We start from the raw sequence: 22,129 nt of genomic DNA, 5'->3' as shown, positions 1-22,129 counted from the left end.
CGACCACGGACCGGAGAGATCGACCCCCGCCGACCGAGGTCGTCAGGGACGTGAATAGTGTGATTTTGGCCGACCACCGAGGTCAGGGAAGGACGAGCAGGGGACAACGATGACGCTCTCTCCTTATGCACCCATCATCGGGCTGTTCGCCCTCGCCGCGGGGTTCGCGCTGTTCTCCGTGGCCGCTGCCCGATTCGCCGGCCCCCGGCGTCTGAACAAGGCCAAGCTCGAGGCGTACGAGTGTGGCATCGAGCCGAGCCCGCAGCCGGTCGGCGGCGGCCGGTTCCCGATCAAGTTCTACCTGACGGCGATGCTCTTCATCGTCTTCGACATCGAGATCATCTTCCTCTACCCCTGGGCGGTCTCCTTCGACGCCCTGCCGATCTTCGGCTTCGTGGAGATGGTCATGTTCATCGTCGCGGTCTTCGTCGCCTACGCCTACGTCTGGCGGCGCGGCGGCCTGGACTGGGACTGAGGAGGTAGCAGATGGGCATCGAGGAGAAGCTTCCCTCCGGCGTCCTGCTCACCAGCGTCGAGAAGCTGGTCAACTGGTCGCGGAAGTCGTCCGTCTGGGGCGCCACCTTCGGGCTGGCCTGCTGCGCCATCGAGATGATGGCCGCCGGTGGCCCGCACTACGACATGGGCCGGTGGGGCATGGAGGTCTTCCGCGCCTCGCCCCGGCAGGCGGACCTGATGATCGTGGCCGGCCGGGTCAGCCAGAAGATGGCCCCGGTGCTGCGGCAGATCTACGACCAGATGGCCGAGCCCCGCTGGGTCATCTCGATGGGCGTCTGTGCCAGCAGCGGCGGCATGTTCAACAACTACGCCATCGTGCAGGGCGTCGACCACGTCGTCCCGGTCGACATGTACCTTCCCGGCTGCCCGCCCCGGCCGGAGATGCTCATCGACGCGGTGCTCAAGCTGCGCGAGAAGATCATGTACGAGCCGCTGGGCCCGAACGGCCGCAAGATGCACGAGGCCCGCAAGGAGCGCGGTGACGTGCCCGTCGTGCCCTACGGCTCGATGCCGTCGTCGTACCGCAACGACAAGGCCCGGCGCGCCGAGTGGACGAAGGCGGTCCGCGAGGGACGCGAGGAGCAGTTGCGGATCGAGAACTGGATGAAGGCGCAGAACCACCTCCAGACGCAGGGGGGACCCAAGTGACGTCGCCGCAGGACAGGAACAACGACGGCGGGGTCCCGGTGCCGACCACTCCCGCCGGAGCCAGCTCCACCGCGCCGGCCGAGTACCCGCCGGCCAGCCCGGCCGGTCGGGGCATGTTCGGCAACCAGGGCACCGGTGACGTCTCCGGCTACGGCGGCCTGGTCCGCCCGCGCAAGCCGATCGAGGAGGCCACCCGGCCGTACGGGAGCTACTTCGACGAGGTGCGGGACGCGCTGGAGGAGGCGTACCCGGGCTTCGGCGACGCGATCGAGAAGGTCGTGGTCGACCGGGGCGAGCTGACCCTGCACGTCCGCCCGGAGCGGATCGCCGAGGTCTGCCAGGTGATGCGCGACGACCTGTCGCTGCGCTTCGAGCTGCTCTCCTCGGTGTCCGGCGTGGACTACCTGGGCGCCGACGTGCGCCGGCTGCACGTGGTCTACCAGCTCACCTCGATGACCTACCGGCGGCAGGTCCGGCTGGAGGCCGCGGTCTCCGCCGAGGACCCGCACCTGCCGAGCGTGACCGCCGTCTACCCGACCGCCGACTGGCAGGAGCGGGAGGCGTACGACATGTTCGGCATCGTCTTCGACGGCCACCCCAACCTGACCCGGATCCTCATGCCGGACGACTGGGAGGGGCACCCGCAGCGCAAGGACTACCCGCTCGGCGGCGTACCCGTCGAGTACAAGGGCGCGGAGATCCCGCCGCCGGACCGACGGAGGTCGTACCAGTGACGACGTCGAACTACGCGACCGAGCGCGAGACCACCGAGGGCAAGGTCTTCACCGTCACCGGCGGGGACTGGGACCAGGTCGTCTCCGGCACCGACCCGATCAACGACGAGCGGATCGTCGTCAACATGGGTCCCCAGCACCCGTCCACGCACGGCGTGCTCCGGCTGATCCTGGAGCTGGAGGGCGAGACGGTCCGCGAGGCCCGCTCCGTCGTCGGCTACCTGCACACCGGCATCGAGAAGAACCTGGAGTACCGCAACTGGGTCCAGGGCTCGACGTTCGTGACCCGGATGGACTACCTCTCGCCGATCTTCAACGAGACGGCGTACGCGCTCGCGGTGGAGAAGCTGCTCGGCGTCACCGACGACGTCACCGAGCGGGCCACCACCATCCGGGTGCTGATGATGGAGCTGAACCGGATCTCCTCGCACCTGGTCTGGCTGGCCACCACCGGCATGGAGCTGGGCGCGATCAACATGATGTTGTACGGCTTCCGCGAGCGGGAGTACATCCTCGACATCTTCGAAACCATCACCGGCCTGCGGATGAACCACGCGTACGTGCGGCCGGGCGGCGTGGCGCAGGACGTGCCGGACGACGCGATCCGCAAGATCCGCGACTTCCTGGTGCTGATGCCGAAGAAGCTCAAGGAGTACGAGAACCTGCTCTCCGGGCAGCCGATCTGGATCGAGCGCACCACGAACGTGGCGGTGCTCGACGTGACCGCGTGCATGGCGCTCGGCATCACCGGCCCGGTGCTCCGCTCGGCGGGGCTCGCCTGGGACCTGCGCAAGACCATGCCGTACTGCGGGTACGAGACGTACGAGTTCGACGTGCCGACCCACACCGACGGTGACGTGTGGGGCCGCTACCTGGTCCGGCTGGCGGAGATCCGTGAGTCGCTGAAGCTCGTCGAGCAGGCGCTGGACCGGTTGAAGCCGGGCCCGGTGATGGTCGCCGACAAGAAGATCGCCTGGCCGGCGCAGCTCGCCATCGGCGTCGACGGCATGGGCAACTCGCTGGAGCACGTCGCCAAGATCATGGGTCAGTCGATGGAGTCGCTGATCCACCACTTCAAGCTCGTCACCGAGGGCTTCCGGGTCCCGCCCGGCCAGGTGTACGTCGGCATCGAGTCGCCCCGCGGCGAGCTGGGCGTGCACGCGGTCTCCGACGGCGGCACCCGGCCCTACCGGGTGCACTACCGGGAGCCGAGCTTCGTCAACCTCCAGGCCCTCCCGGCGATGGCCGAGGGCGGCCTGATCGCCGACGTGATCGCCGGCGGCGCCTCGCTGGACCCCGTGATGGGTGGTTGTGACCGATGAACGTGTTCACTGAGGAGACGCGGCTGCGGGCGCGGGAGATCATCGCCCGCTACCCGGCGGACCGGTCCCGTTCGGCGCTGCTGCCGCTGCTGCACCTGGTGCAGTCCGAGGAGGGGTACGTCTCCCCGGCCGGCGTCGAGTTCTGCGCCGAGGTGCTGGGGCTGAACAAGGCCCAGGTCGGCGCCGTCGCCACCTTCTACACCATGTACAAGCGCAAGCCGACCGGCGACTACCTGGTCAGCGTCTGCACCAACACGATGTGCGACGTGCTCGGCGGCCAGGCGGTCTACGACGCGCTCGCCGAGCACCTGGGCGTCGGGCACGAGGAGACCACCGCCGACGGGAAGATCACCCTGGAGCACGCCGAGTGCCTGGCCGCGTGTGACTACGGCCCGGTGATGACCGTCAACTACGACTTCTTCGACAACGTCGAGCCGCAGGGCGCGCTCGGCGTGGTGCAGGAGTTGCAGGCCGGCGGCCGACCCATGCCGACCCGGGGCGCCCGGCTCTGCACGCTGAAGGAGATGGCGGTGCAGCTCGCCGGCTTCGCCGACGAGCGGGACGGCGCGGTGGCCGACGGCGGGCCGGGTGAGCCGAGCCTGCGCGGCCTGCGCCTGGCCGAGCAGCACGGCATCTCGGTGGCCGGCTTCGACCCGAGGACGCCGATCCGCAGCAAGGCCGAGGCCGACCGGGCCGCCGCCGAGGCGAAGGCGAAGGCCGAGTCCGGGAAGCCGGCCCCCGCGCCGGAGCCGGCCAGGGCCGCCGAGCCGGCGAAGGCCGACACCACCACGGCGAAGGCCGACACCGCGGGCAACGCGGGCGCGGCCGAGCCGGCCACGCCGGAGGCGGCCAGCGGCAGCACCGCGCCGGACGTGAAGGCGCCGGACGTCAAGTCGCCGCAGGTGCGTACCGCCGAGACCCGGCAGCCGGACGCGCGGACCCCGGTCGCGGACGCGCCCGGCACCAAGGTCCCGACGGACGGCCCGGCTCCGGCGCCCCGCGACGCGCGGGCGGCGGAGGCGGCCGGCGCGGCGGCGAACCCGCCGGCCGGTGACGGCAAGCCCGCCGGCGACGCGGCCGGCGCCCAGGAGCGCAACCTCAAGGACGCCGAAGCCGGCACGGGCGCCGACGGCGCCGACCCGGCGGACGCGAGCGGAACGGGGGTCCGGAAGTGACCACTCCTCGGCCGGAGACGCTGGCCAAGCTCACGCCGGTGCTCACCAAGCGCTGGCTGTCGCCGGACGCCTGGCGGCTCGGCACCTACGAGAAGCTGGACGGCTACGCCGCCCTGCGCAAGGCGATCAAGGCGCACCCGGACGACCTGATCCAACTGATCAAGGACTCCGGGCTGCGCGGCCGGGGCGGCGCGGGCTTCCCGACCGGGCTCAAGTGGGGCTTCATCCCGCAGGGCGACGGGAAGCCGCACTACCTGGTGGTGAACGCCGACGAGGGCGAGCCGGGCACCTGCAAGGACCTGCCGCTGATGACCCACGACCCGCACTCGCTGGTCGAGGGCGTCATCATCGCCTCGTACGCGATCCGGGCCAACCGGGCCTACATCTACATCCGCGGCGAGGCCGTGCACGCCGCCCGCCGGCTGCGCAGCGCGGTCGCCGAGGCGTACGCCAAGGGCTACCTCGGCCGGAACATCCTCGGCTCGGGCTTCGACCTGGACCTGGTGGTGCACTCCGGCGCCGGGGCGTACATCTGCGGTGAGGAGACCGCGCTGCTGGACTCGCTGGAGGGCTTCCGGGGCCAGCCCCGGCTGCGCCCGCCGTTCCCGGCGACCCACGGCCTGTACGCCAGCCCGACCGTGGTCAACAACGTCGGCACCATCGCGAGCGTGCCGTACATCGTGCTGGGCGGCGCGGACTGGTGGAAGACCATGGGCACGGAGAAGTCGTCCGGCCCGATGATCTACTCGCTCTCCGGCCGGATCGCCAACCCCGGGCAGTACGAGGCCTCGATGGGCATCACGCTGCGCGAGCTGATCGAGCTGGCCGGCGGCATGAAGCCCGGGCACGAGCTGAAGTTCTGGACCCCGGGCGGCTCGTCGACGCCGCTGCTCACCGCCGAGCACCTGGACGTGCCGCTGGACTTCGAGGGGGTGGCGGCGGCCGGCTCGATCCTGGGCACCACGGCCACCCAGATCTTCTCGGACCAGGACTGCCCGGTGTACGCGACCTACCGGTGGCTGGAGTTCTACCACCACGAGTCGTGCGGCAAGTGCACCCCGTGCCGGGAGGGCAACTACTGGATGGTCCGGGTCTACCGGCGCATCCTGGCCGGCCAGGGCACCCACGAGGACCTGGACACCCTGCTCGACACCTGTGACAACATCCTCGGCCGCTCGTTCTGCGGCCTGGGCGACGGTGCGACCAGCTCGGTGACCTCCTCGCTGAAGTACTTCAAGCAGGACTACCTCGACTACATCGAGGGACGTACCGCACCGAAGCTGTCGGACAAGCAGCTGGTGGGAGCCCACTAATGACGGACGTAGCCAAGCAGACCGAGACCGTCACGCTGACCATCGACGGCGTCGAGGTCACCGCGCCCAAGGGAGCGCTGCTGATCCGGGTCGCCGAGCAGTTGGGCACCGAGATCCCGCGCTTCTGCGACCACCCGCTGCTGGCCCCGGCCGGCGCCTGCCGGCAGTGCCTGGTGGAGGTGGAGGGCCAGCGCAAGCCGGTCGCCTCCTGCACCCAGACCGTCGCCGACGGCATGGTGGTGCGGACCCAGCTCACCTCGCCGGTCGCGAAGAAGGCCCAGGAGGGGGTGATGGAGCTGCTGCTCCTGAACCACCCGCTGGACTGCCCGATGTGCGACAAGGGCGGCGAGTGCCCGCTCCAGAACCAGGCGATGTCCACCGGCCGGACGGACTCGCGCTTCCACGAGCACAAGCGGGAGTACCCGAAGCCGCTGCCGATCAGCACCCAGGTGCTGCTCGACCGCGAGCGCTGCGTGCTCTGCCAGCGGTGCACCCGGTTCTCCGAGGAGATCGCCGGCGACAAGTTCATCGACCTGATGGGACGCTCCTCGCACGAGGAGATCAACATCTACCGGGACGACGCGTACGGCGAGGAGGGCGACGAGGGGGACGTCCCCTTCAACTCCTACTTCTCCGGCAACACCGTGCAGATCTGCCCGGTGGGCGCGCTGACCGGCTCGCAGTACCGCTTCCGCTCCCGCCCGTTCGACCTGGTCTCCTCGCCCAGCGTCTGCGAGCACTGCTCGGCCGGCTGCGCCCAGCGCACCGACTGGCGGCGGGGCAAGGTGCTGCGCCGGCTGGCCGGTGACGACCCGGCGGTGAACGAGGAGTGGAACTGCGACAAGGGCCGCTGGGGCTTCCAGTACGCCCGCGCGTTCGACCGGCTCACCACCCCGCTGGTGCGCGACGAGAAGACCGGTGAACTGCGCGAGGCGTCCTGGAGCGAGGCGTTCACCCGGGCCGCCGAGGGGCTGCGCGCGGCCCGTGACGGCGCGACCGGCACGGCGGTGCTGACCGGCGGCCGGCTCTCCGTCGAGGACGCCTACGCGTACGCCAAGTTCGCCCGGGTGGCGTTGCACACCAACGACATCGACTTCCGGGCCCGCCCGGTCTCCCGCGAGGAGGCCGAATTCCTGGCCAGCAGCGTCGCCGGGGTCACCGACGTGACCTACGCGGACGTGGAGAACGCGCCCGCGGTGGTGCTGGTCGGCCTGGAGCCGGAGGAGGAGTGCCCGATCCTCTTCCTGCGGCTGCGCAAGGCGTACCTGAAGAAGACGCTCACCGTGTACGCGATCGCGCCGTTCGCGACCCGCGGCCTGGAGAAGCTCGGGGCCAAGCTGGCCCGGGTGGTGCCCGGCGAGGAGGCCAGCGTGCTGGCCGAGCACGCCACGGTGGCCGAGGCGCTGGGACAGCCGGGCGCGATCCTGATCGTCGGCGAGCGGCTGGGCGCGGTGCCCGGCGGCCTCTCGGCGGCGGCGGACGTGGCCCGGCGTACCGGTGCCCGGCTGGCCTGGGTGCCGCGGCGCGCGGGTGACCGCGGCGCGGTCGACGCGGGCTGCCTGCCCAACCTGCTGCCCGGCGGCCGGGTGGTCACCGAGCCGGCCGCCCGCGCGGAGCTGGGCGAGACGTGGGACCTGCCGGCCGGGGTGATCCCCAGCCAGGCCGGCCGCGACACCGACGGCATCCTCGCCGCGGCGGCCGACGGCAAGCTCGGCGCGCTGGTGGTGGCCGGCGTCGACCCGGCCGACCTGGCCGATCCGCGCCGGGCCGAGGCGGCCCTGGACGCGGTGCCGTTCCTGGTCAGCCTGGAACTGCGGATGAGCGCGGTGGCCCGACGTGCCGACGTGGTCTTCCCGGTCGCCCCGGTGGTCGAGAAGGCCGGCAGCTTCCTGGACTGGGAGGGCCGGCTGCGGACCTTCGAGCGGGTGCTGGACACCGGCGCGATGACCGACGGCCGGGTGCTGGACGCGATCGCCGCGCAGCTCGACGTGCAGCTCGGCACCGGCGACGTGCTGAGCGTGCGCCGCGAGCTGGGCGCGCTGCCCCGGACCCGCACCGAGCGGCCGTCCCCGCCCTCGGTCGAGCCGGCCACCGTGCCGCAGCCCGGTCCGGGCGAGGCCGTGCTGGCGACCTGGCACCAACTGCTCGACCTGGGCAGCCTCACCGACGGCGACGAGCACCTCGCCGGCACCGCCCGCCTGCCGGTCGTCCGGCTGGGCAAGGGCACCGCCGAGGCGCTCGGCGTGGCCGACGGCGACCCGGTCACGGTCGGCACCGACCGCGGCGCGGTCACCCTGCCGGCGGCGATCACCGAGATGCCGGACGGCGTCGTCTGGCTGCCGACCAACTCACCCGGCTCGACCGTGCGGCGCAGCCTCGGCGCGACGTCCGGTCATGTCGTGAAGGTGACCGCGGGCTCCAACGACGGGCCGGCCGTTCCGGCCGGACGCGTCGCCGCGGACGCCGCCGCACGGCCGGGTCCGCTCCTCAACGCAGGGGGTGCACACCAGTGAACGCGGTCTACCTCGCGGCGCAGGACCCGACGCTGGCCGACTTCGGCAAGGACCCGTGGTGGCTGGTCCTCGGGAAGATCGTCTTCGCGTTCGCGTTCGGTCTGCTGGCCACGCTGCTCGGCGTCTGGTTCGAGCGGCGGGTGGTCGGCCGGATGGCGGTGCGCCCCGGCCCGAACCAGGTCGGCCCGTTCGGCCTGCTCCAGACGCTCGCGGACGGCCTGAAGATGGCGTTCAAGGAGGACATCCTCCCGCGCGCCGCCGACAAGGTGGTCTTCTTCTTCGCGCCGACCATCTCGGTGATCTCCGCGGTCACCGCGCTGTCGGTGATCCCGTTCGGCCCGAAGGTGAGCATCTTCGGCCACTGGACGCCGCTCCAGGTCACCGACGTGTCGGTGGCGGTGCTGGTGATCCTGGCCTGCTCCTCGATGGGCGTCTACGGGATCGTGCTCGGCGGCTGGGCCTCCGGCTCGACGTACCCGCTGCTCGGCGGTCTCCGCTCCAGCGCCCAGATGATCTCGTACGAGGTCGCCATGGGGCTCAGCATCGTGGCGGTCTTCATGACCGCCGGCACGATGTCGACGAGCGGGATCGTCGCCGCGCAGGGCGACGGCACGCGACTGAGCCTCGGCGGCTTCGAGCTGCCCACCCCCGGCTGGTACGCGATCCTGCTGCTGCCCAGCTTCATCATCTTCTTCATCGCCATGGTCGGCGAGACCAACCGGGCGCCGTTCGACCTGCCGGAGGCGGAGTCCGAGCTGGTCGCGGGCTTCATGACGGAGTACAGCTCGCTGAAGTTCGCGCTCTTCATGCTCTCCGAGTACGTCGCCATGGTGACCATGTCCGCGGTCACCACGACGCTGTTCCTCGGCGGCTGGCGGGCCCCCTGGCCGATCACGCTGTGGTCGGGCGCCAACGAGGGTTGGTGGCCGATGCTGTGGTTCTTCGGCAAGGTGATCCTGCTGGTCTTCGTGTTCGTCTGGCTGCGCGGCACGCTGCCGCGGCTCCGGTACGACCAGTTCATGCGCTTCGGCTGGAAGGTGCTGCTGCCGATCAACCTGGTCTGGATCCTGGTGCTCGCCGGGCTCCGCTCGATCGAGGACTGGCAGACCCGGGACCGGCTGCTCGTCACCGCCATCGGCGCGGGCGTGCTGCTGCTGGCCACGCTCTTCTGGCCGAGCCGGAAGAAGCAGCCGAAGCCGTCGCCCCAGGAGCAGGTGGACAGCCGGCCGTACGGCAGCTTCCCGCTGCCACCGATGGATCTTCAGGTTCCGCCGAGCCCGCGTACCAAGCGCGTGGTCGCCGAGCGGGAGCCGGCCAACGTCGTCGCCGGCTCCGAGTCCAGGGAGGTGTGACGTGGGCGCGATCACCGGAACGTTCAAGGGCTTCGGGGTCACCTTCTCGCACATGTTCAAGAAGGTCGTTACCACCGACTACCCGTTCAAGCCGCCGGTCTCGGCGCCGCGCTACCACGGGCGGCACATCCTCAACCGGCACCCGGACGGGCTGGAGAAGTGCATCGGCTGCGAGCTGTGCGCCTGGGCCTGCCCGGCCGACGCGATCTACGTCGAGGGTGGCGACAACACCGAGGAGCAGCGCTTCTCCCCCGGTGAGCGGTACGCCAGCAACTACCAGATCAACTACGCCCGGTGCATCTTCTGCGGGCTCTGCATCGAGGCCTGCCCGACCCGTTCGCTCACCATGAGCAACGAGTACGAGCTGGCCCGGGACAACCGGCAGGACCTGATCTTCACGAAGGAGCAGCTGCTCGCGCCGCTGCTCGAAGGCATGGAGCAGCCGCCGCACCCGATGCGGCTGGGCGACAGCGAGAAGGACTACTACGTCGGTGCGCTGACCAACCCGGGCACCTCGGCCGGCGCCGAGCACTCGCCGATGGGCCCGGGCCGGTACCAGGTGGAGGAGCACCCCGGCGTGACCTTCCCCGGCGCCGAGCAGGCCGCGCAGCGGTCCGAGGCGGGCAAGGGAGCAGGGGTATGACCACTTCTACGGTGCTCGCCGCGGCGGGCGACGTGACCGGGGGTGAGGAGGTCACGTTCTGGATCCTCGCCCCGCTGGCCCTGATCGGGGCGCTCGGCATGGTGTGGGCCCGCAACGCGGTGCACTCCGCGCTCTGGCTGGTGCTCACCATGCTCTGCCTGGGCGTGTTCTACGTGCTCCAGGCCGGCCCGTTCATCGGCATGGTGCAGATCATCGTCTACACCGGCGCGATCATGATGCTCTTCCTGTTCGTGCTGATGCTCGTCGGCCGGGACGCGTCCGACTCGCTGATCGAGACGCTGCGCGGCCAGCGGGTCGCCGCCGTGGTGCTCGGGCTCGGCTTCGCCGGTCTGGTCGGCACCGGGCTCTACCGCGCGCTCGACGGCGTGCGGGCGGCCGGGCTCGACCAGGCGAACGCCGAGGGCAACGTGCAGGGCATCGCCCGGCTGCTGTTCACCAAGTACGTCTTCGCCTTCGAGCTGACCTCGGCGCTGCTGATCACGGCCGCGGTGGGCGCGATGGTGCTGGCGCACGTGGAGCGGCGCAAGGAGGACCGGATGGACCAGGTCGCCACCATGAAGGCGCGGTTCCGGCCCGGCAACTACCCCGGCCCGAAGCCCGGTCCGGGCGTCTTTGCCACCTCCTCCTCGGTGGCCACGCCGGCCCGCCTGCCGGACGGCCGGCTGACCGACCGCGGCATCCCGGAGATCATGCCGGTGCGCGACATGACGGCCGAGGAGACCGCATTGAAGGGCACTGACAAATGACGCCGGACTACTACCTGATCCTCGCGGCGGTGCTGTTCACCATCGGCGCCGTCGGCGTGCTGGTCCGCCGCAACGCGATCGTGCTGTTCATGTGCGTCGAGCTGATGCTCAACGCGGCCAATCTGACCCTGGTCACGTTCAGCCGGATCAACGGCGACCTGAACGGCCAGATCATGGCGTTCTTCGTGATGGTGGTGGCGGCGGCCGAGGTCGTGGTCGGGCTCGCGATCATCATGGCGATCTTCCGGACCCGGCGCTCGGCCAGCGTCGACGACGCCAACCTGCTGAAGTACTGAGGGGCTCGTGGTGGAAGAGACTGTGGAATTCGCGCAAGCCGGCGGGCTCCTGGGCAGCGTCTGGCTGCTGGTGGCGATCCCGCTGGTCAGCGCGGCGGTCCTGCTGCTGCTCGGCAAGCGGGCGGACCGCTGGGGCCACTGGCTGGGCGTGGCGGCCATCGGCGCCGCCTTCGTGCTCGGGTTGACCTACTTCTTCCAGCTACGCGGCCTGGAGAACAAGCAGGTCGAGCAGAGCCTCTGGCAGTTCATCACGGTCGGCGACCTGAAGGTGGACTTCGGTCTGCTCTTCGACCCGCTGGCCGCGGTGTTCGTCCTGCTGATCACCGGGGTGGGTTTCCTGATCCACCTCTACGCCGTGGAGTACATGGCGCACGACGAGGGCCGGCGACGGTTCTTCGGGTACTTCAACCTGTTCGTCGCCGCGATGCTGCTGCTGGTGCTCGGCAACAACTACGTGATGCTCTACTTCGGCTGGGAGGGCGTCGGCCTGGCGTCGTACCTGCTGATCTCCTTCTGGTACGGCCGGCCGAGCGCGGCCACCGCCGGCAAGAAGGCGTTCCTGATGAACCGGGTCGGCGACGCCGGCCTGGCCATCGGCATCTTCGTCATGTTCGCCATGCTCGGCACCACCCAGTACGACGAGGTGTTCAACGGGGTCGGCTCGCTGACCTCCACCACCGTGCTGGTGCTCGGCCTGCTGCTGCTCCTCGGCGCCGCCGGCAAGTCCGGCCAGTTCCCGCTCCAGGCGTGGCTGCCGGACGCGATGGAGGGTCCGACCCCGGTGTCGGCGCTCATCCACGCGGCCACCATGGTCACCGCCGGCGTCTACCTGATCGCCCGCTCCAACCCGATCTTCTCGGCCAACGAGACGCTCCAGCTCGTGGTGGTCAGCGTCGGCGCGCTCACGCTGCTGATGGGTTGCGTCATCGGCGCGGCGAAGGACGACATCAAGCGGGTGCTGGCCTGGTCCACGGTCAGCCAGATCGGCTACATGTTCCTCGGCGTCGGCCTCGGCGGCGCGGCGTACGCGCTGGCCATCGTGCACCTGCTGGCGCACGGCTTCTTCAAGGCCAACATGTTCCTCGGCGCCGGCTCGGTCATGCACGGCATGAACGACCAGGTGGACATCCGCCGCTTCGGCAACCTGTCGAAGTACATGAAGGTCACCTGGCTGACGTTCATGATGGGCTGGCTGGCCATCATCGGCATGTTCCCGTTCTCCGGCTTCTTCTCCAAGGAGCCGATCATCGTGGCCGCCTTCGAGCGGGAGGGCTGGACGGCCTGGCTGTTCGGCATGGCCGCGCTGATCGGCGCCGGGCTCACCGCGTTCTACATGACCCGGCTGTTCGTGCTCACGTTCCACGGCCCGGCCCGCTGGACCGAGGACATCGAGCACCCGCACGAGTCGCCGAAGCTGATGACGATCCCGCTGATCCTGCTGGCGATCGGTTCGGTCGGCGCGGGCTTCCTGCTCGCCACGTCCGTGCCGGACTGGTTGGAGGCGACCGCCGGCCTGGGTGTCCAGGAGGAGGGCCACGAGGCGGTCCTCGCGCACTGGGTGATCACCGTGCTCTCGCTGCTGCTGACGGTGCTCGGTGCCGGGCTGGCCTGGTTCCTGTTCCGCAACGGCACCGCCACCGAGCCGCAGCCGGCCGGCGTGCTGGTCACCGCCGCCCGCAAGAACCTCTACACGGACACCGTCAACGAGGCGGTCTTCGAGAAGCCGGGCATCTTCCTCACCCGGGCGCTTGTCTTCCTCGACAACCGGGGCGTCGACGGGCTGGTCAACGGCCTGGCCGCCGCGGTGGGCGGGGGATCGGGCCGGCTCCGGCGGCTGCAGACCGGCTTCGTGCGGTCGTACGCGACCTCGATCCTGACCGGCGCGCTGCTCGTGGTGGCGGCGTTCCTGGCGGTGCAGGCGGGGTGGCTGGCGTGATCGACCTCAACGCGGCCGCCCCCGCCGGCGGGCCACGCAGTCACGACGGAGGTAAGGCCGAATAATGTCCAACTTCCCGTTCCTCTCGGTGCTGACCGTGGCGCCGCTGGTCGGCGCGCTGGTGGTGGCCCTGCTGCCACGTAGGCGGCCGGACCTGGCCAAGCTGGTGGCGTTCGGTTGGTCGCTGCTGGTGCTGGTGCTCTCGGTGGTGATGTGGTTCGCCTTCTCCGCCGGCGGTGACCGGTTCCAGTTCCGCGAGTCGTACGCGTGGATCCCGAACTGGGGTGTGCGGTTCACCTTCGAGGTGGACGGCATCGCGCTGGTCATGCTGATGCTGATCGCGATCCTGGTGCCGCTGGTGATCCTGGCGTCGTGGCACGACGCCGAGTCGTCGAAGCGCTCGGTGCCGGTCTACTTCGCGCTGCTGCTCGTCCTCGAGTGCACGATGATCGGCGTCTTCGCCGCCGCCGACGTCTTCCTGTTCTACGTGTTCTTCGAGGTCATGCTCGTGCCGATGTACTTCCTGATCGGCAGCTACGGCGGCCACCAGCGGCAGTACGCGGCGGTCAAGTTCTTCCTCTACTCGCTGGTCGGCGGCCTGTTCATGCTGGCCGCGGTGATCGGCCTCTGGGTGGTCGGCGGCAAGACGTTCGACTGGCAGACGCTGAGCCAGGCCGAGTTCGCCACCAACACCGCCCGCTGGCTGTTCCTCGGCTTCTTCCTCGCGTTCGCGATCAAGGCGCCGTTCTTCCCGTTCCACACCTGGCTGCCGGACGCCGGTGGCGCCGCACCGGCCGGCGCGGCGGCGCTGCTGGTCGGCGTGCTGGACAAGGTCGGCACGTTCGGGATCCTGCGCTACTGCCTCCCGCTCTTCCCGGAGGCGTCCCGCTGGTTCGCGCCGTGGGCGATGGCGCTCGGGGTGATCGGCATCATCTACGCGGCGCTGCTGGCGGTCGGGCAGAACGACCTGAAGCGGCTGGTGTCGTACACCTCGATCGCGCACTTCGGCTTCATCGGGGTGGGCATCTTCGCGTTCACCACCCAGGCCGGCACCGGCGCGGTGCTCTACATGCTCAACCACGGTCTCGCCACCGGCCTGCTCTTCCTGGTGGTCGGCATGCTGATCGCCCGGCGCGGCTCGGCGCTGATCAGCGACTTCGGCGGCGCGGGCAAGCTGGTGCCGGTGCTGGCCGGCGTGCTCTTCTTCGCCGGTCTGGCCTCGCTGGCGCTGCCCGGCACCGCGCCGTTCGTCTCCGAGTTCCTGGTGCTGATCGGCACGTTCACCGTCAACAAGCCGGTCGCGGTGATCGCCACGCTCGGCATCATCCTGGCGGCGGCGTACGTGCTGTGGATGGTGCAGCGCACCACCCAGGGCACGCTGAACCCGGCGCTGACCGAGGTCCAGGGCATGCGTCGGGACCTCAGCCTGCGCGAGAAGGTCGTCGTCGCGCCGTTGATCGCGCTGATCGTGCTGCTCGGCTTCTATCCCAAGCCGGTCACCGATGTCATCAACCCCGCCGTCCAGGCGACCATGCAGGACGTCGGCAAGTCCGATCCCGCCCCTGAGGTCGGCAGCGTCCAGGAGGCTTCAAAGTGAGTGAACTGAAGCTGCCGTCGATCGACTACGCGGCGCTCGCTCCCATCCTGATCATGTTGGGCGCCGCCCTGCTGGGCGTCCTGGTCGAGGCGTTCGTGCCGCGCCGGCTGCGCAACGCGGTGCAGCTCGCGCTCGCCCTGGTGGCGGCGCTGGCCGCGATCACCATGGTGATCCTGAAGTCCGACGCCCGGCTGGTCACCGCCGGCGGCGCGATCGCGGTGGACGGGCCGACGCTCTTCCTCCAGGGCGCCATCCTGGTCCTGGCCGTGATGGCGCTGCTGCTGGTCGGCGAGCGCACGGTGGAGCGGGGCGGCGCATTCGTGGCGCACGCGGCGGTCACCGCCGAGTCGCCCGAGGACCGGAAGCAGGCCGACGGCGTCGGCGGGGCCACCGAGGTCTACCCGCTGATCTCGTTCGCGATCGGCGGCATGCTGATCTTCGTGGCGGCGAACGACCTGCTGACCATGTTCATCTCGCTCGAGGTCTTCTCGCTGCCGCTCTACCTGCTCTGCGCGCTGGCCCGCCGCCGGCGGCTGCTGAGCCAGGAGGCCGCGATGAAGTACTTCCTGCTCGGCGCGTACGCCTCGGCGTTCTTCCTGTTCGGCGTGGCCCTGATCTACGGCTTCACCTCCGGCATCCCGGGCCGTGGCGCCGGCGTCGACTTCGCCACCGTGCACGCCGCGGTCGGCGAGTCCTCGTCCAGCCAGGTGCTGCTCTTCGCCGGCATGGCGCTGCTCGCCATCGGCCTGCTCTTCAAGGCCGCCGCCGCGCCGTTCCACGTCTGGACGCCGGACGTCTACCAGGGCGCGCCGACGCCGGTGACCGGCTTCATGGCGGCCTGCACGAAGGTCGCCGCGTTCGGCGCGCTGCTGCGGGTGTTCCACGTCGCGTTCGCCGGGGCCTCCTGGGACTTCACGCCGGTCATCGGCGCGGTGGCGGTGCTGACCATGCTGGTCGGCGCCGTGCTGGCGGTCACCCAGACGGACATCAAGCGCCTGTTGGCGTACTCGTCGATCGCGAACGCCGGCTACCTGCTGGTGGGTGTGCTGGCCCCCAGCAAGGAGGGGCTGTCGGGCACGATGTTCTACCTGGCCGCGTACGGCTTCTCGGTGCTCGCCGCGTTCGCCGTGGTGACGCTGGTGCGGGACGCGGACGGCGAGGCCACCCACCTGTCCCGCTGGGCCGGGCTGGGCCGCCGCTCGCCGTTCTTCGCGGCGATCTTCACGTTCATCCTGCTGGCGTTCGCCGGCATCCCGCTCACCAGCGGCTTCACCAGCAAGTTCGCGGTCTTCGGCCCGGCGCTGGAGGCCGACCAGGCCTGGCTGGTGATCGCCGGCGTGCTGACCAGCATGGTGCTGGCCTTCCCGTACCTGCGGGTCGTGGTGATGATGTGGCTGTCGGAGCCGGGTGAGGCGACCCCGACGGTGACCGTGCCGGGCGCGCTCACCTCGGCCGCCCTGATGATCGGCGTGCTCGCCACGCTGGTCCTCGGTGTGGTCCCCGGGCCCCTGCTGGACCTGACCACCGGTGCCGCCGAATTCGTCCGATGACGGAAGTGGTTCCACCCGGGGGCCGGTACGCCGTGGCGTACCGGCCCCCGGTCCGTATCCCCCTCACCGAGCAGGTCGAACGGGTGTGGCATGGTTGAAGACGTGGTGAACCCGGCTGGCGAGCGTTCAGGTCAGTTCGGCGCGCTCGGCCTGCACCTCGCCGACCCGCGCGTCGAAGCGTCCGTGCTGGGCGTCCTCGACCGCGTCGAGACCCAACTGTGGTCCGGCGTGGCCAGCGCCGACCCGCTGGTCACCGACGCGGCCCGGCACCTGATGGAGGCCGGCGGCAAGCGGTTCCGGCCACTGCTGGTGGCGCTGGGCGCGCAGTTCGGCGACCCGGACGCCGCCCAGGTGGTGCCGGCGGCCGTGGTGATGGAGCTCACTCACCTGGCGACGCTCTACCACGACGACGTGATGGACGAGGCGGCTGTGCGGCGGGGCGCGCCGAGCGCCAACTCCCGCTGGAGCAACTCCGTGGCCATCCTGGTCGGCGACTTCCTCTTCGCGCGGGCCGCGGACATCGCGGCCGACCTGGGCCCAGAAGCGGTCCGGTTGCAGGCGCGCACGTTCGCCCGCCTGGTGCACGGCCAGATCGCCGAGACGGTCGGCCCGCGCGGCACCGACCCGGTCGCGCACTACCTGCACGTGATCGCCGAGAAGACCGGTTCGCTGATCGCCACCTCGGCCCGCTTCGGCGGCATGTTCGGTGGCGCGTCCGCCGCGCACACCGAGGCCCTGGCCGGGTACGGCGAGGTCATCGGCGTCGCGTTCCAACTCTCCGACGACCTGCTGGACATCGCCAGCGAGTCGGTGCAGTCCGGCAAGACGCCCGGCACCGACCTGCGCGAGGGCGTGCCCACCCTGCCGGTGCTCTACGCGCTCGCCGGCGACGACTCGGACGCGGCCAGCGTGCGACTCCGGGAGATCCTGGCCACCGGCCCGCTCGTCGACGACGCGCTGCACGCCGAGGCGCTCTCGCTGCTCCGCGAGTCCCCGGCGCTCAAGCGCGCACGGGAGACGGTGCGCAGCTACGCCGAGGACGCCCGCGCCCACCTGGCCCCGCTCCCGGAGGGCCCCGCCCGCCGCGCCCTCGAATCCCTCTGCGACTACATCGCCGACCGCACCAGCTGACCCGTTCCGGTCGAGAGGTGACTTCCGCACGTCCGGACCGCGGACGCCGGTGCGGTCTCCTGCTGTCCCCGGCCGCTACCGAGCGTGGTCTCCGCCAGGAACAGGTCGTGGTCGAGCCATATACCTCACGGTCATAAATATGACTCCTGGTCATAACCGTCCGAGGCGGTATCTTCCCTCGGCGCCCTGCGCGTCCCGAGCGGCCCACGGCGTAGGGATCAGGTCGGGCGGGACAGCAGGCGGGCGGCGAGCAGCATGAGCACGGCCGCCAGGAGCATGGCTCCGGCCGCGGTCAGCCACATCGCCGGGTAGCCGGCCGCGCCGGCCAGCGCGCCGAGACCGAGCGGGCCCAGACAGCCGCCCGCGTACACGCCGGTCTGGGTGATCGAGGTGGCGGCGGCCGGGGCCTGCGGGTGGAGCCGGACCACCGCGAAGGTCAGCAGCCCCGGCCAGGCCCAGCCGAGCCCGAAGCCGAGCACCACGCCGGCGAGCAGCGGCACCGGCCCGGCCACCGCGAGCAGGAGCAGCCCCACCGAGCCCGCCACCAGCAGCCCGGCGATGACGCCGACGTGCCCGCCGGCCCGCCGGTCGGCCAGCCACCCCACACCGACGCGGGCGGACACGCACACCGCGCTGCCGAGCGTCAGCGTCAGGCCGGCCAGGCCGGGGGAGAGCCCCCGCCCGGCCGACGAGTCGACGAGGAACGTGCCCAGCGCGTTCGCCGCGCCGGCCGCGAGCGTCGCGGCCAGCCCGACCACCACCAGCGCGGCCCGGCCGTCGCCCCGGCCGGCGGAGGCGGACCGGGTGCGCCGGTTCCGACCGGACCGGGGAACGGCCGCCAGTGCGGCCAGCGCGGCCCCGGCAGCCACCACGAACGCCCAGCGCCAGCCGGCGGTCAGCGCGATGGTCGGGACTGCCGCGCCGGCCAGCAGCGTGGAGAGCGGGATGGCGGCCTGCTTCACGCCGAAGGAGAGCCCCTGCCGGTGGGCGGGCACGTGCTCGGCCAACGCGGCGTTGCTGGCGAGTTGGCCGAGCGCGTTGGCGGCGGCGCTGAGCGCGAGCAGCGCCACCAGCGTGGGGTACGACCGGGCGAGGCCGGCCACGGCCAGCAGCGAGCCGGCGGAGAGCGCGATGGCGACGCGCGCCACCGGGGCCGGTCCGTACCGCTCGACCAGGGCGCCGGAGGGCACCGAGGCCAGCGCGCTGATGCCGAAGTAGATCGAGACGGCCAGGCCCAGCCCGGCCGGGCTGAAGCCCAGCTCGTCGCCGAGCTGCACGGCCAGACCGCCGACCAGGAAGACCGGCAGGACGCAGGCGATCGTGGTGACGGTGGCCCCGACGCCGACCCGGACGGGTCGCCCGGTAGCTGCCCGGTTGGTTCGCGAAATTGTTTCAGTCATTGCCGGTCAACCTACGCCGGCCGCGTTTTCGCTGCTGATCGTGTCTGTCGATGCACGGTCTGTGCCCGGTGATCTGACATCCTCGACCCGAACAGGCATTTCGCACTCGGACCTTTTTTCATATGGTGTAAGCCCCCGGCGGCGGAGGTAGTTGTGCGCGACCCTCTGGCGGAACCTTCGGACCTGATCCGCAGCGTCTCCCGCGCGCTTCGAGTGCTCGAGTCGGTCGGCCGTGCACCGAGGGGCCTCACCGTGAAGCAGATCGCCCGCCGCTGCGAGCTGACCGTCGCCACCACCTACCACCTGGTGCGCACGCTCGCGTACGAGGGCTACGTGATCCGGCGCGAGGACGGGACGTACATCGTCGGACTGGAGATCGCCGACCGCTACCGCGAGCTGGTCACCGCGTTCCGGGGCCCGCCCGCGGTCGGTGAGGCGTTGCGTCGGGCCGCCGTGGAGACCGGTTGGAGCCACTACCTCGGCCGCTTCGTGGGCGGGCAGGTGGCAGTGACCGCGTGCGCCGAGGGGGCGCGCTCGCCGTACCTGGAGGATCTGGTGCCGGGCTTCGACGAGGGCGCGCACGCCACCGCGCTCGGCAAGAGCCTGCTCGCCACGCTCACCGCCGAGCAGCGCTTCCGCTACCTGCGGGAATACGGCATGCGGCCGTTCACCACCGCCACCCTGACCACCGTCGAGGCGTTCGAGGCCGACCTGGCCGCCGGCGACCGGCGCGGCATGCAGCTGGAGCTGGGCCAGTTCCGGCAGGGCGTGGCGTGCGCCGCGGTGCTGGTCACCCCGGACAAGGACATCGAGCGGCGGGTGGTGCTGGCCTGCGCGTTGCCGGCCAGCGAGATGATGACCTCGGCACGCGTGGTACGGGCGAAGCTGCTCACCGCCGCGCGGGCGATCGCCGACGGGATCGCCACCGAGAACTGAAAGGGCCACCATCCTGGCCGGATGGTGGCCCTCCAGCGGGCGGTCCAGCGCCGGACCGCCCCGGGGTTGGCTCAGCTGCCGACCGGGCCCCCGTCGAGGCGCCAGGTGACGACCACGCCGGGCTTGGCGAAGTCGCCGTCCGGCCAGGTGGAGGCCGGGTTCTCCACCGTCGCGCCGGAGATCTCACCCGGGTGCTGCACGGCCACGAACACCGACCGGTTGTCCCGGGTGATGAACGGGCCGCAGGTCTCCGCGCCGAGCGGCACGGTGAGGAACTGCTTCAGGTGGCCCCGCTCCGGACCCTCGACGGCGGTGGCGAACAGGCCGTCGTTGCTGCCCAACGCGTTGCCGTCGGTCGAGATCCAGAGGTTCCCGGTGGCGTCGAACGCGACGTTGTCCGGGCAGGAGATCGGCGAGACCTTCGTCTTGTCGTAGCCGGCGAAGTACGTCGACGCGTCGGCCGGGTCGCCGCAGACGATCGGCAGCGACCAGGTGAACGCCTCGGCGGTGTTGTCGCCGCGCTCCTCGACCAGCTCCAGGATCTGCCCGTGCTTGTTGGCGTTACGCGGGTTCGCCTCGTCGGCCGGCGCCTTGCCGGCCTTGCCCCGGTCGGAGTTGTTGGTCAACGCCACGTAGACCTTGCCGGTGAGCAGGCTCGGCTCGACGTCCTCGGGACGGTCCATCTTGGTCGCGCCGACCTTGTCGCCGGCCAGCCGGGTGAACGTGAGCACGTCGGCGGCGGTCATCCCGTCGACGTACGAGCGGTTGCCGCTGACCAGCTTGATCCACCGGCCCCGGCCGGAGAAGCCGCCGTCGGCGGGCAGCGTGCCGCTGCCGTCGATCTCACCGGCCGGACTGTCGCCGGTCAGCGTGGCGACGTAGAGCGTGCCGGACTCCAGCAGCGTCAGGTTGTGCTTGCGGGCCACCCAGGAGTTGCCCGGCATGAACTTCTTGTCCGACACGAACTTGTAGAGGTAGTCGAAGCGCTCGTCGTCGCCCATGTACGCGACCACGTGCCCGCTGCGGGCCACGATGACGTTCGCGCCCTCGTGCTTCACCCGGCCCAGCGCGGTGTGCTTGCGCGGCCGGGCCTGCGGGTCGAACGGGTCGATCTCGACGACCCAGCCGAACCGGTGTGCCTCGTTCGGGTGCCGGGCCAGGTCGAAGCGCTCGTCGGCGCGGTCCCACTTGCGGCTGCCGCTCGGGTAGCGCACGTCGGTCGGGATGCCGTACCGGGCCAGCTTCGGCTTCAGCTCCTCCGGCGCGCCGTCGCCGCCGACGAAGTACTGGTTGAAGTTCTCCTCACCGGAGAGCACGGTGCCCCACGGGGTGACGCCGCCGGCGCAGTTGTTCAGCGTGCCGACAACCGTCCGGCCCTTCGGGTCGGCGGCGGTCCGCAGCCACGCCGAACCGGCGGCCGGGCCGGTCAGCTCGAACTTCGTGGCCAGCGCCGTGACCCGACGGTTGTACTCGCGCCGGCCGCGCCGTACCGGCCGCCACTGCCCGGTGTCCGCCACCCGCTCCAGCTCCACCACGGACATGCCGTGCGCGGCCATCGCCACCCGTACCTGCTCCACGGTCAGCGCGTCCTGACCGGTGAAGCCGGGGAACATCAGGTCCTCGTTGGTGTACTCGTGGTTGACCACGAGCAGCGCGCGTTTGCGGTCGATCGGCAGCACGCCGACGAAGTCGTTGTTGTAGCCGAACTGCTTGGCCTGGGCGGCGGCGCTCTGGTGGTGGACGTCGAACGCGGGCGCGCCGGGGACCACCTCGTCGCCCCACTTGATGACGACGGCGTGGTCGTACCCGTTCGGCACGACGAGCGTGTCGAGCTTGTTCGGCGGGATCGGCTTGAACGTCAGCGCGCCACTGCCCGGGCGTCCGAACGCGGCGGCGGCCTCGTCCGTGCCCGGGGCGGTCGGCGTGGCGGGCGCGGCGGCGGCCGGCGCCGCGCCGGCGAGCGCGCCCACGGCGGTGCCGCCGAAGCCGAGCACCAGCGCGCCGACCGCGCCGGCGCGGACCACGCCGCGCCGGGAGACCTCGGCGTCGACCAGGTCGCCGAAGTACGGGTTGTCGGAAGAGTTGGGCACCGGGTGGTCGCAGGCGTTTCCGCACCGGTACAGACAGGTCATCGCGTCGCGGCTGCCGTGGCGGGTGGCACCCAGCAGCGGAAGCAGGCGAGGACGGTCGCTCATGTGGTGGAGCCTCCTGGTCGGACGTCGGACGGCGCGCCCGGGCGGTCGGCCCGGGCGCGTACCTGCCGGACGGTGCCAGCACGTGGTGAGCGGCCGTCGGCCCGA

Annotated in this window: 18 protein-coding genes; 16 read left to right on the top strand and 2 right to left on the bottom strand. The window is 71.2% G+C overall.

What is annotated here, in order from left to right; genetic code table 11:
- Nucleotides 1-109: 109 nt before the first annotated feature.
- From VKK44_RS26970 to VKK44_RS26900, 15 genes are all read left to right on the top strand, one after another.
- Nucleotides 110-475 carry an NADH-quinone oxidoreductase subunit A gene (locus VKK44_RS26970; RefSeq protein WP_089154551.1) on the top strand — a complete coding sequence of 122 codons (366 nt, stop codon included), beginning with the start codon at nt 110-112 and terminating at the stop codon, nt 473-475.
- A gap of 11 nt (nt 476-486) precedes the next feature.
- Nucleotides 487-1,164, top strand: coding sequence for a NuoB/complex I 20 kDa subunit family protein (locus VKK44_RS26965; RefSeq protein ID WP_343443986.1), 678 nt, complete (start codon nt 487-489; stop codon nt 1,162-1,164).
- Nucleotides 1,161-1,898, top strand: coding sequence for an NADH-quinone oxidoreductase subunit C (locus tag VKK44_RS26960; RefSeq protein WP_343443985.1), 738 nt, complete (start codon nt 1,161-1,163; stop codon nt 1,896-1,898). Before VKK44_RS26965 ends, VKK44_RS26960 begins: the two co-directional genes overlap by 4 nt.
- Complete coding sequence (locus tag VKK44_RS26955; protein ID WP_343443984.1) at nt 1,895-3,220, top strand: NADH-quinone oxidoreductase subunit D; 1,326 nt, start codon at nt 1,895-1,897, stop codon at nt 3,218-3,220. Before VKK44_RS26960 ends, VKK44_RS26955 begins: the two co-directional genes overlap by 4 nt.
- Nucleotides 3,217-4,395, top strand: a complete 1,179-nt coding sequence (gene nuoE / locus VKK44_RS26950) for an NADH-quinone oxidoreductase subunit NuoE (RefSeq protein WP_343443983.1) — start codon at nt 3,217-3,219, stop codon at nt 4,393-4,395. Before VKK44_RS26955 ends, nuoE begins: the two co-directional genes overlap by 4 nt.
- On the top strand, nt 4,392-5,708 hold the full coding sequence (gene nuoF / locus VKK44_RS26945) for an NADH-quinone oxidoreductase subunit NuoF (protein WP_343443982.1): 1,317 nt from the start codon (nt 4,392-4,394) through the stop codon (nt 5,706-5,708). Before nuoE ends, nuoF begins: the two co-directional genes overlap by 4 nt.
- Nucleotides 5,708-8,221 carry an NADH-quinone oxidoreductase subunit G gene (locus tag VKK44_RS26940; RefSeq protein WP_343443981.1) on the top strand — a complete coding sequence of 838 codons (2,514 nt, stop codon included), beginning with the start codon at nt 5,708-5,710 and terminating at the stop codon, nt 8,219-8,221. The genes nuoF and VKK44_RS26940 overlap by 1 nt, the downstream gene beginning before the upstream one ends.
- Nucleotides 8,218-9,573 (top strand): NADH-quinone oxidoreductase subunit NuoH, encoded by a 1,356-nt coding sequence (gene nuoH / locus VKK44_RS26935; protein ID WP_343443980.1) that lies wholly within the window; start codon nt 8,218-8,220, stop codon nt 9,571-9,573. Before VKK44_RS26940 ends, nuoH begins: the two co-directional genes overlap by 4 nt.
- A 1-nt stretch (nt 9,574) precedes the next feature.
- Nucleotides 9,575-10,216 (top strand): NADH-quinone oxidoreductase subunit NuoI, encoded by a 642-nt coding sequence (gene nuoI, locus VKK44_RS26930; protein WP_343443979.1) that lies wholly within the window; start codon nt 9,575-9,577, stop codon nt 10,214-10,216.
- Nucleotides 10,213-10,983, top strand: coding sequence for an NADH-quinone oxidoreductase subunit J (locus tag VKK44_RS26925; protein ID WP_343443978.1), 771 nt, complete (start codon nt 10,213-10,215; stop codon nt 10,981-10,983). The genes nuoI and VKK44_RS26925 overlap by 4 nt, the downstream gene beginning before the upstream one ends.
- A complete protein-coding gene (nuoK, locus tag VKK44_RS26920) occupies nt 10,980-11,279 on the top strand; it encodes an NADH-quinone oxidoreductase subunit NuoK (RefSeq protein WP_089154544.1) in 300 nt (99 codons plus the stop codon). The genes VKK44_RS26925 and nuoK overlap by 4 nt, the downstream gene beginning before the upstream one ends.
- A 10-nt stretch (nt 11,280-11,289) precedes the next feature.
- Nucleotides 11,290-13,215, top strand: a complete 1,926-nt coding sequence (nuoL, locus tag VKK44_RS26915; protein ID WP_343443977.1) for an NADH-quinone oxidoreductase subunit L — start codon at nt 11,290-11,292, stop codon at nt 13,213-13,215.
- Nucleotides 13,216-13,279: 64 nt separating this feature from the next.
- Entirely contained in the window at nt 13,280-14,812 is a 1,533-nt protein-coding gene (locus VKK44_RS26910) for an NADH-quinone oxidoreductase subunit M (protein WP_343443976.1), read from the top strand.
- Entirely contained in the window at nt 14,809-16,362 is a 1,554-nt protein-coding gene (gene nuoN, locus VKK44_RS26905; RefSeq protein ID WP_343443975.1) for an NADH-quinone oxidoreductase subunit NuoN, read from the top strand. The genes VKK44_RS26910 and nuoN overlap by 4 nt, the downstream gene beginning before the upstream one ends.
- A gap of 90 nt (nt 16,363-16,452) precedes the next feature.
- On the top strand, nt 16,453-17,493 hold the full coding sequence (locus VKK44_RS26900; protein ID WP_343443974.1) for a polyprenyl synthetase family protein: 1,041 nt from the start codon (nt 16,453-16,455) through the stop codon (nt 17,491-17,493).
- Between the two features lie 218 nt (nt 17,494-17,711).
- Here the strand turns inward: VKK44_RS26900 and VKK44_RS26895 are convergent, their stop codons facing one another.
- Nucleotides 17,712-18,893 (bottom strand): MFS transporter, encoded by a 1,182-nt coding sequence (locus VKK44_RS26895; RefSeq protein ID WP_343443973.1) that lies wholly within the window; start codon nt 18,891-18,893, stop codon nt 17,712-17,714.
- Nucleotides 18,894-19,046: 153 nt separating this feature from the next.
- Between VKK44_RS26895 and VKK44_RS26890 the strand changes: the two genes are divergently transcribed.
- A complete protein-coding gene (locus VKK44_RS26890; RefSeq protein WP_343443972.1) occupies nt 19,047-19,829 on the top strand; it encodes an IclR family transcriptional regulator in 783 nt (260 codons plus the stop codon).
- Between the two features lie 71 nt (nt 19,830-19,900).
- On the opposite strand, the gene VKK44_RS26885 is transcribed toward VKK44_RS26890, so the two are convergent.
- Nucleotides 19,901-22,024, bottom strand: a complete 2,124-nt coding sequence (locus VKK44_RS26885) for a PhoX family protein (protein WP_343443971.1) — start codon at nt 22,022-22,024, stop codon at nt 19,901-19,903.
- Between the last annotated feature and the right edge of the window lie 105 nt (nt 22,025-22,129).

Origin of the sequence: Micromonospora sp. DSM 45708 (genome assembly GCF_039566955.1) — a bacterium.
GTDB lineage: Bacteria > Actinomycetota > Actinomycetes > Mycobacteriales > Micromonosporaceae > Micromonospora.
This window is presented reverse-complemented; position numbering and strand designations above follow the sequence as displayed.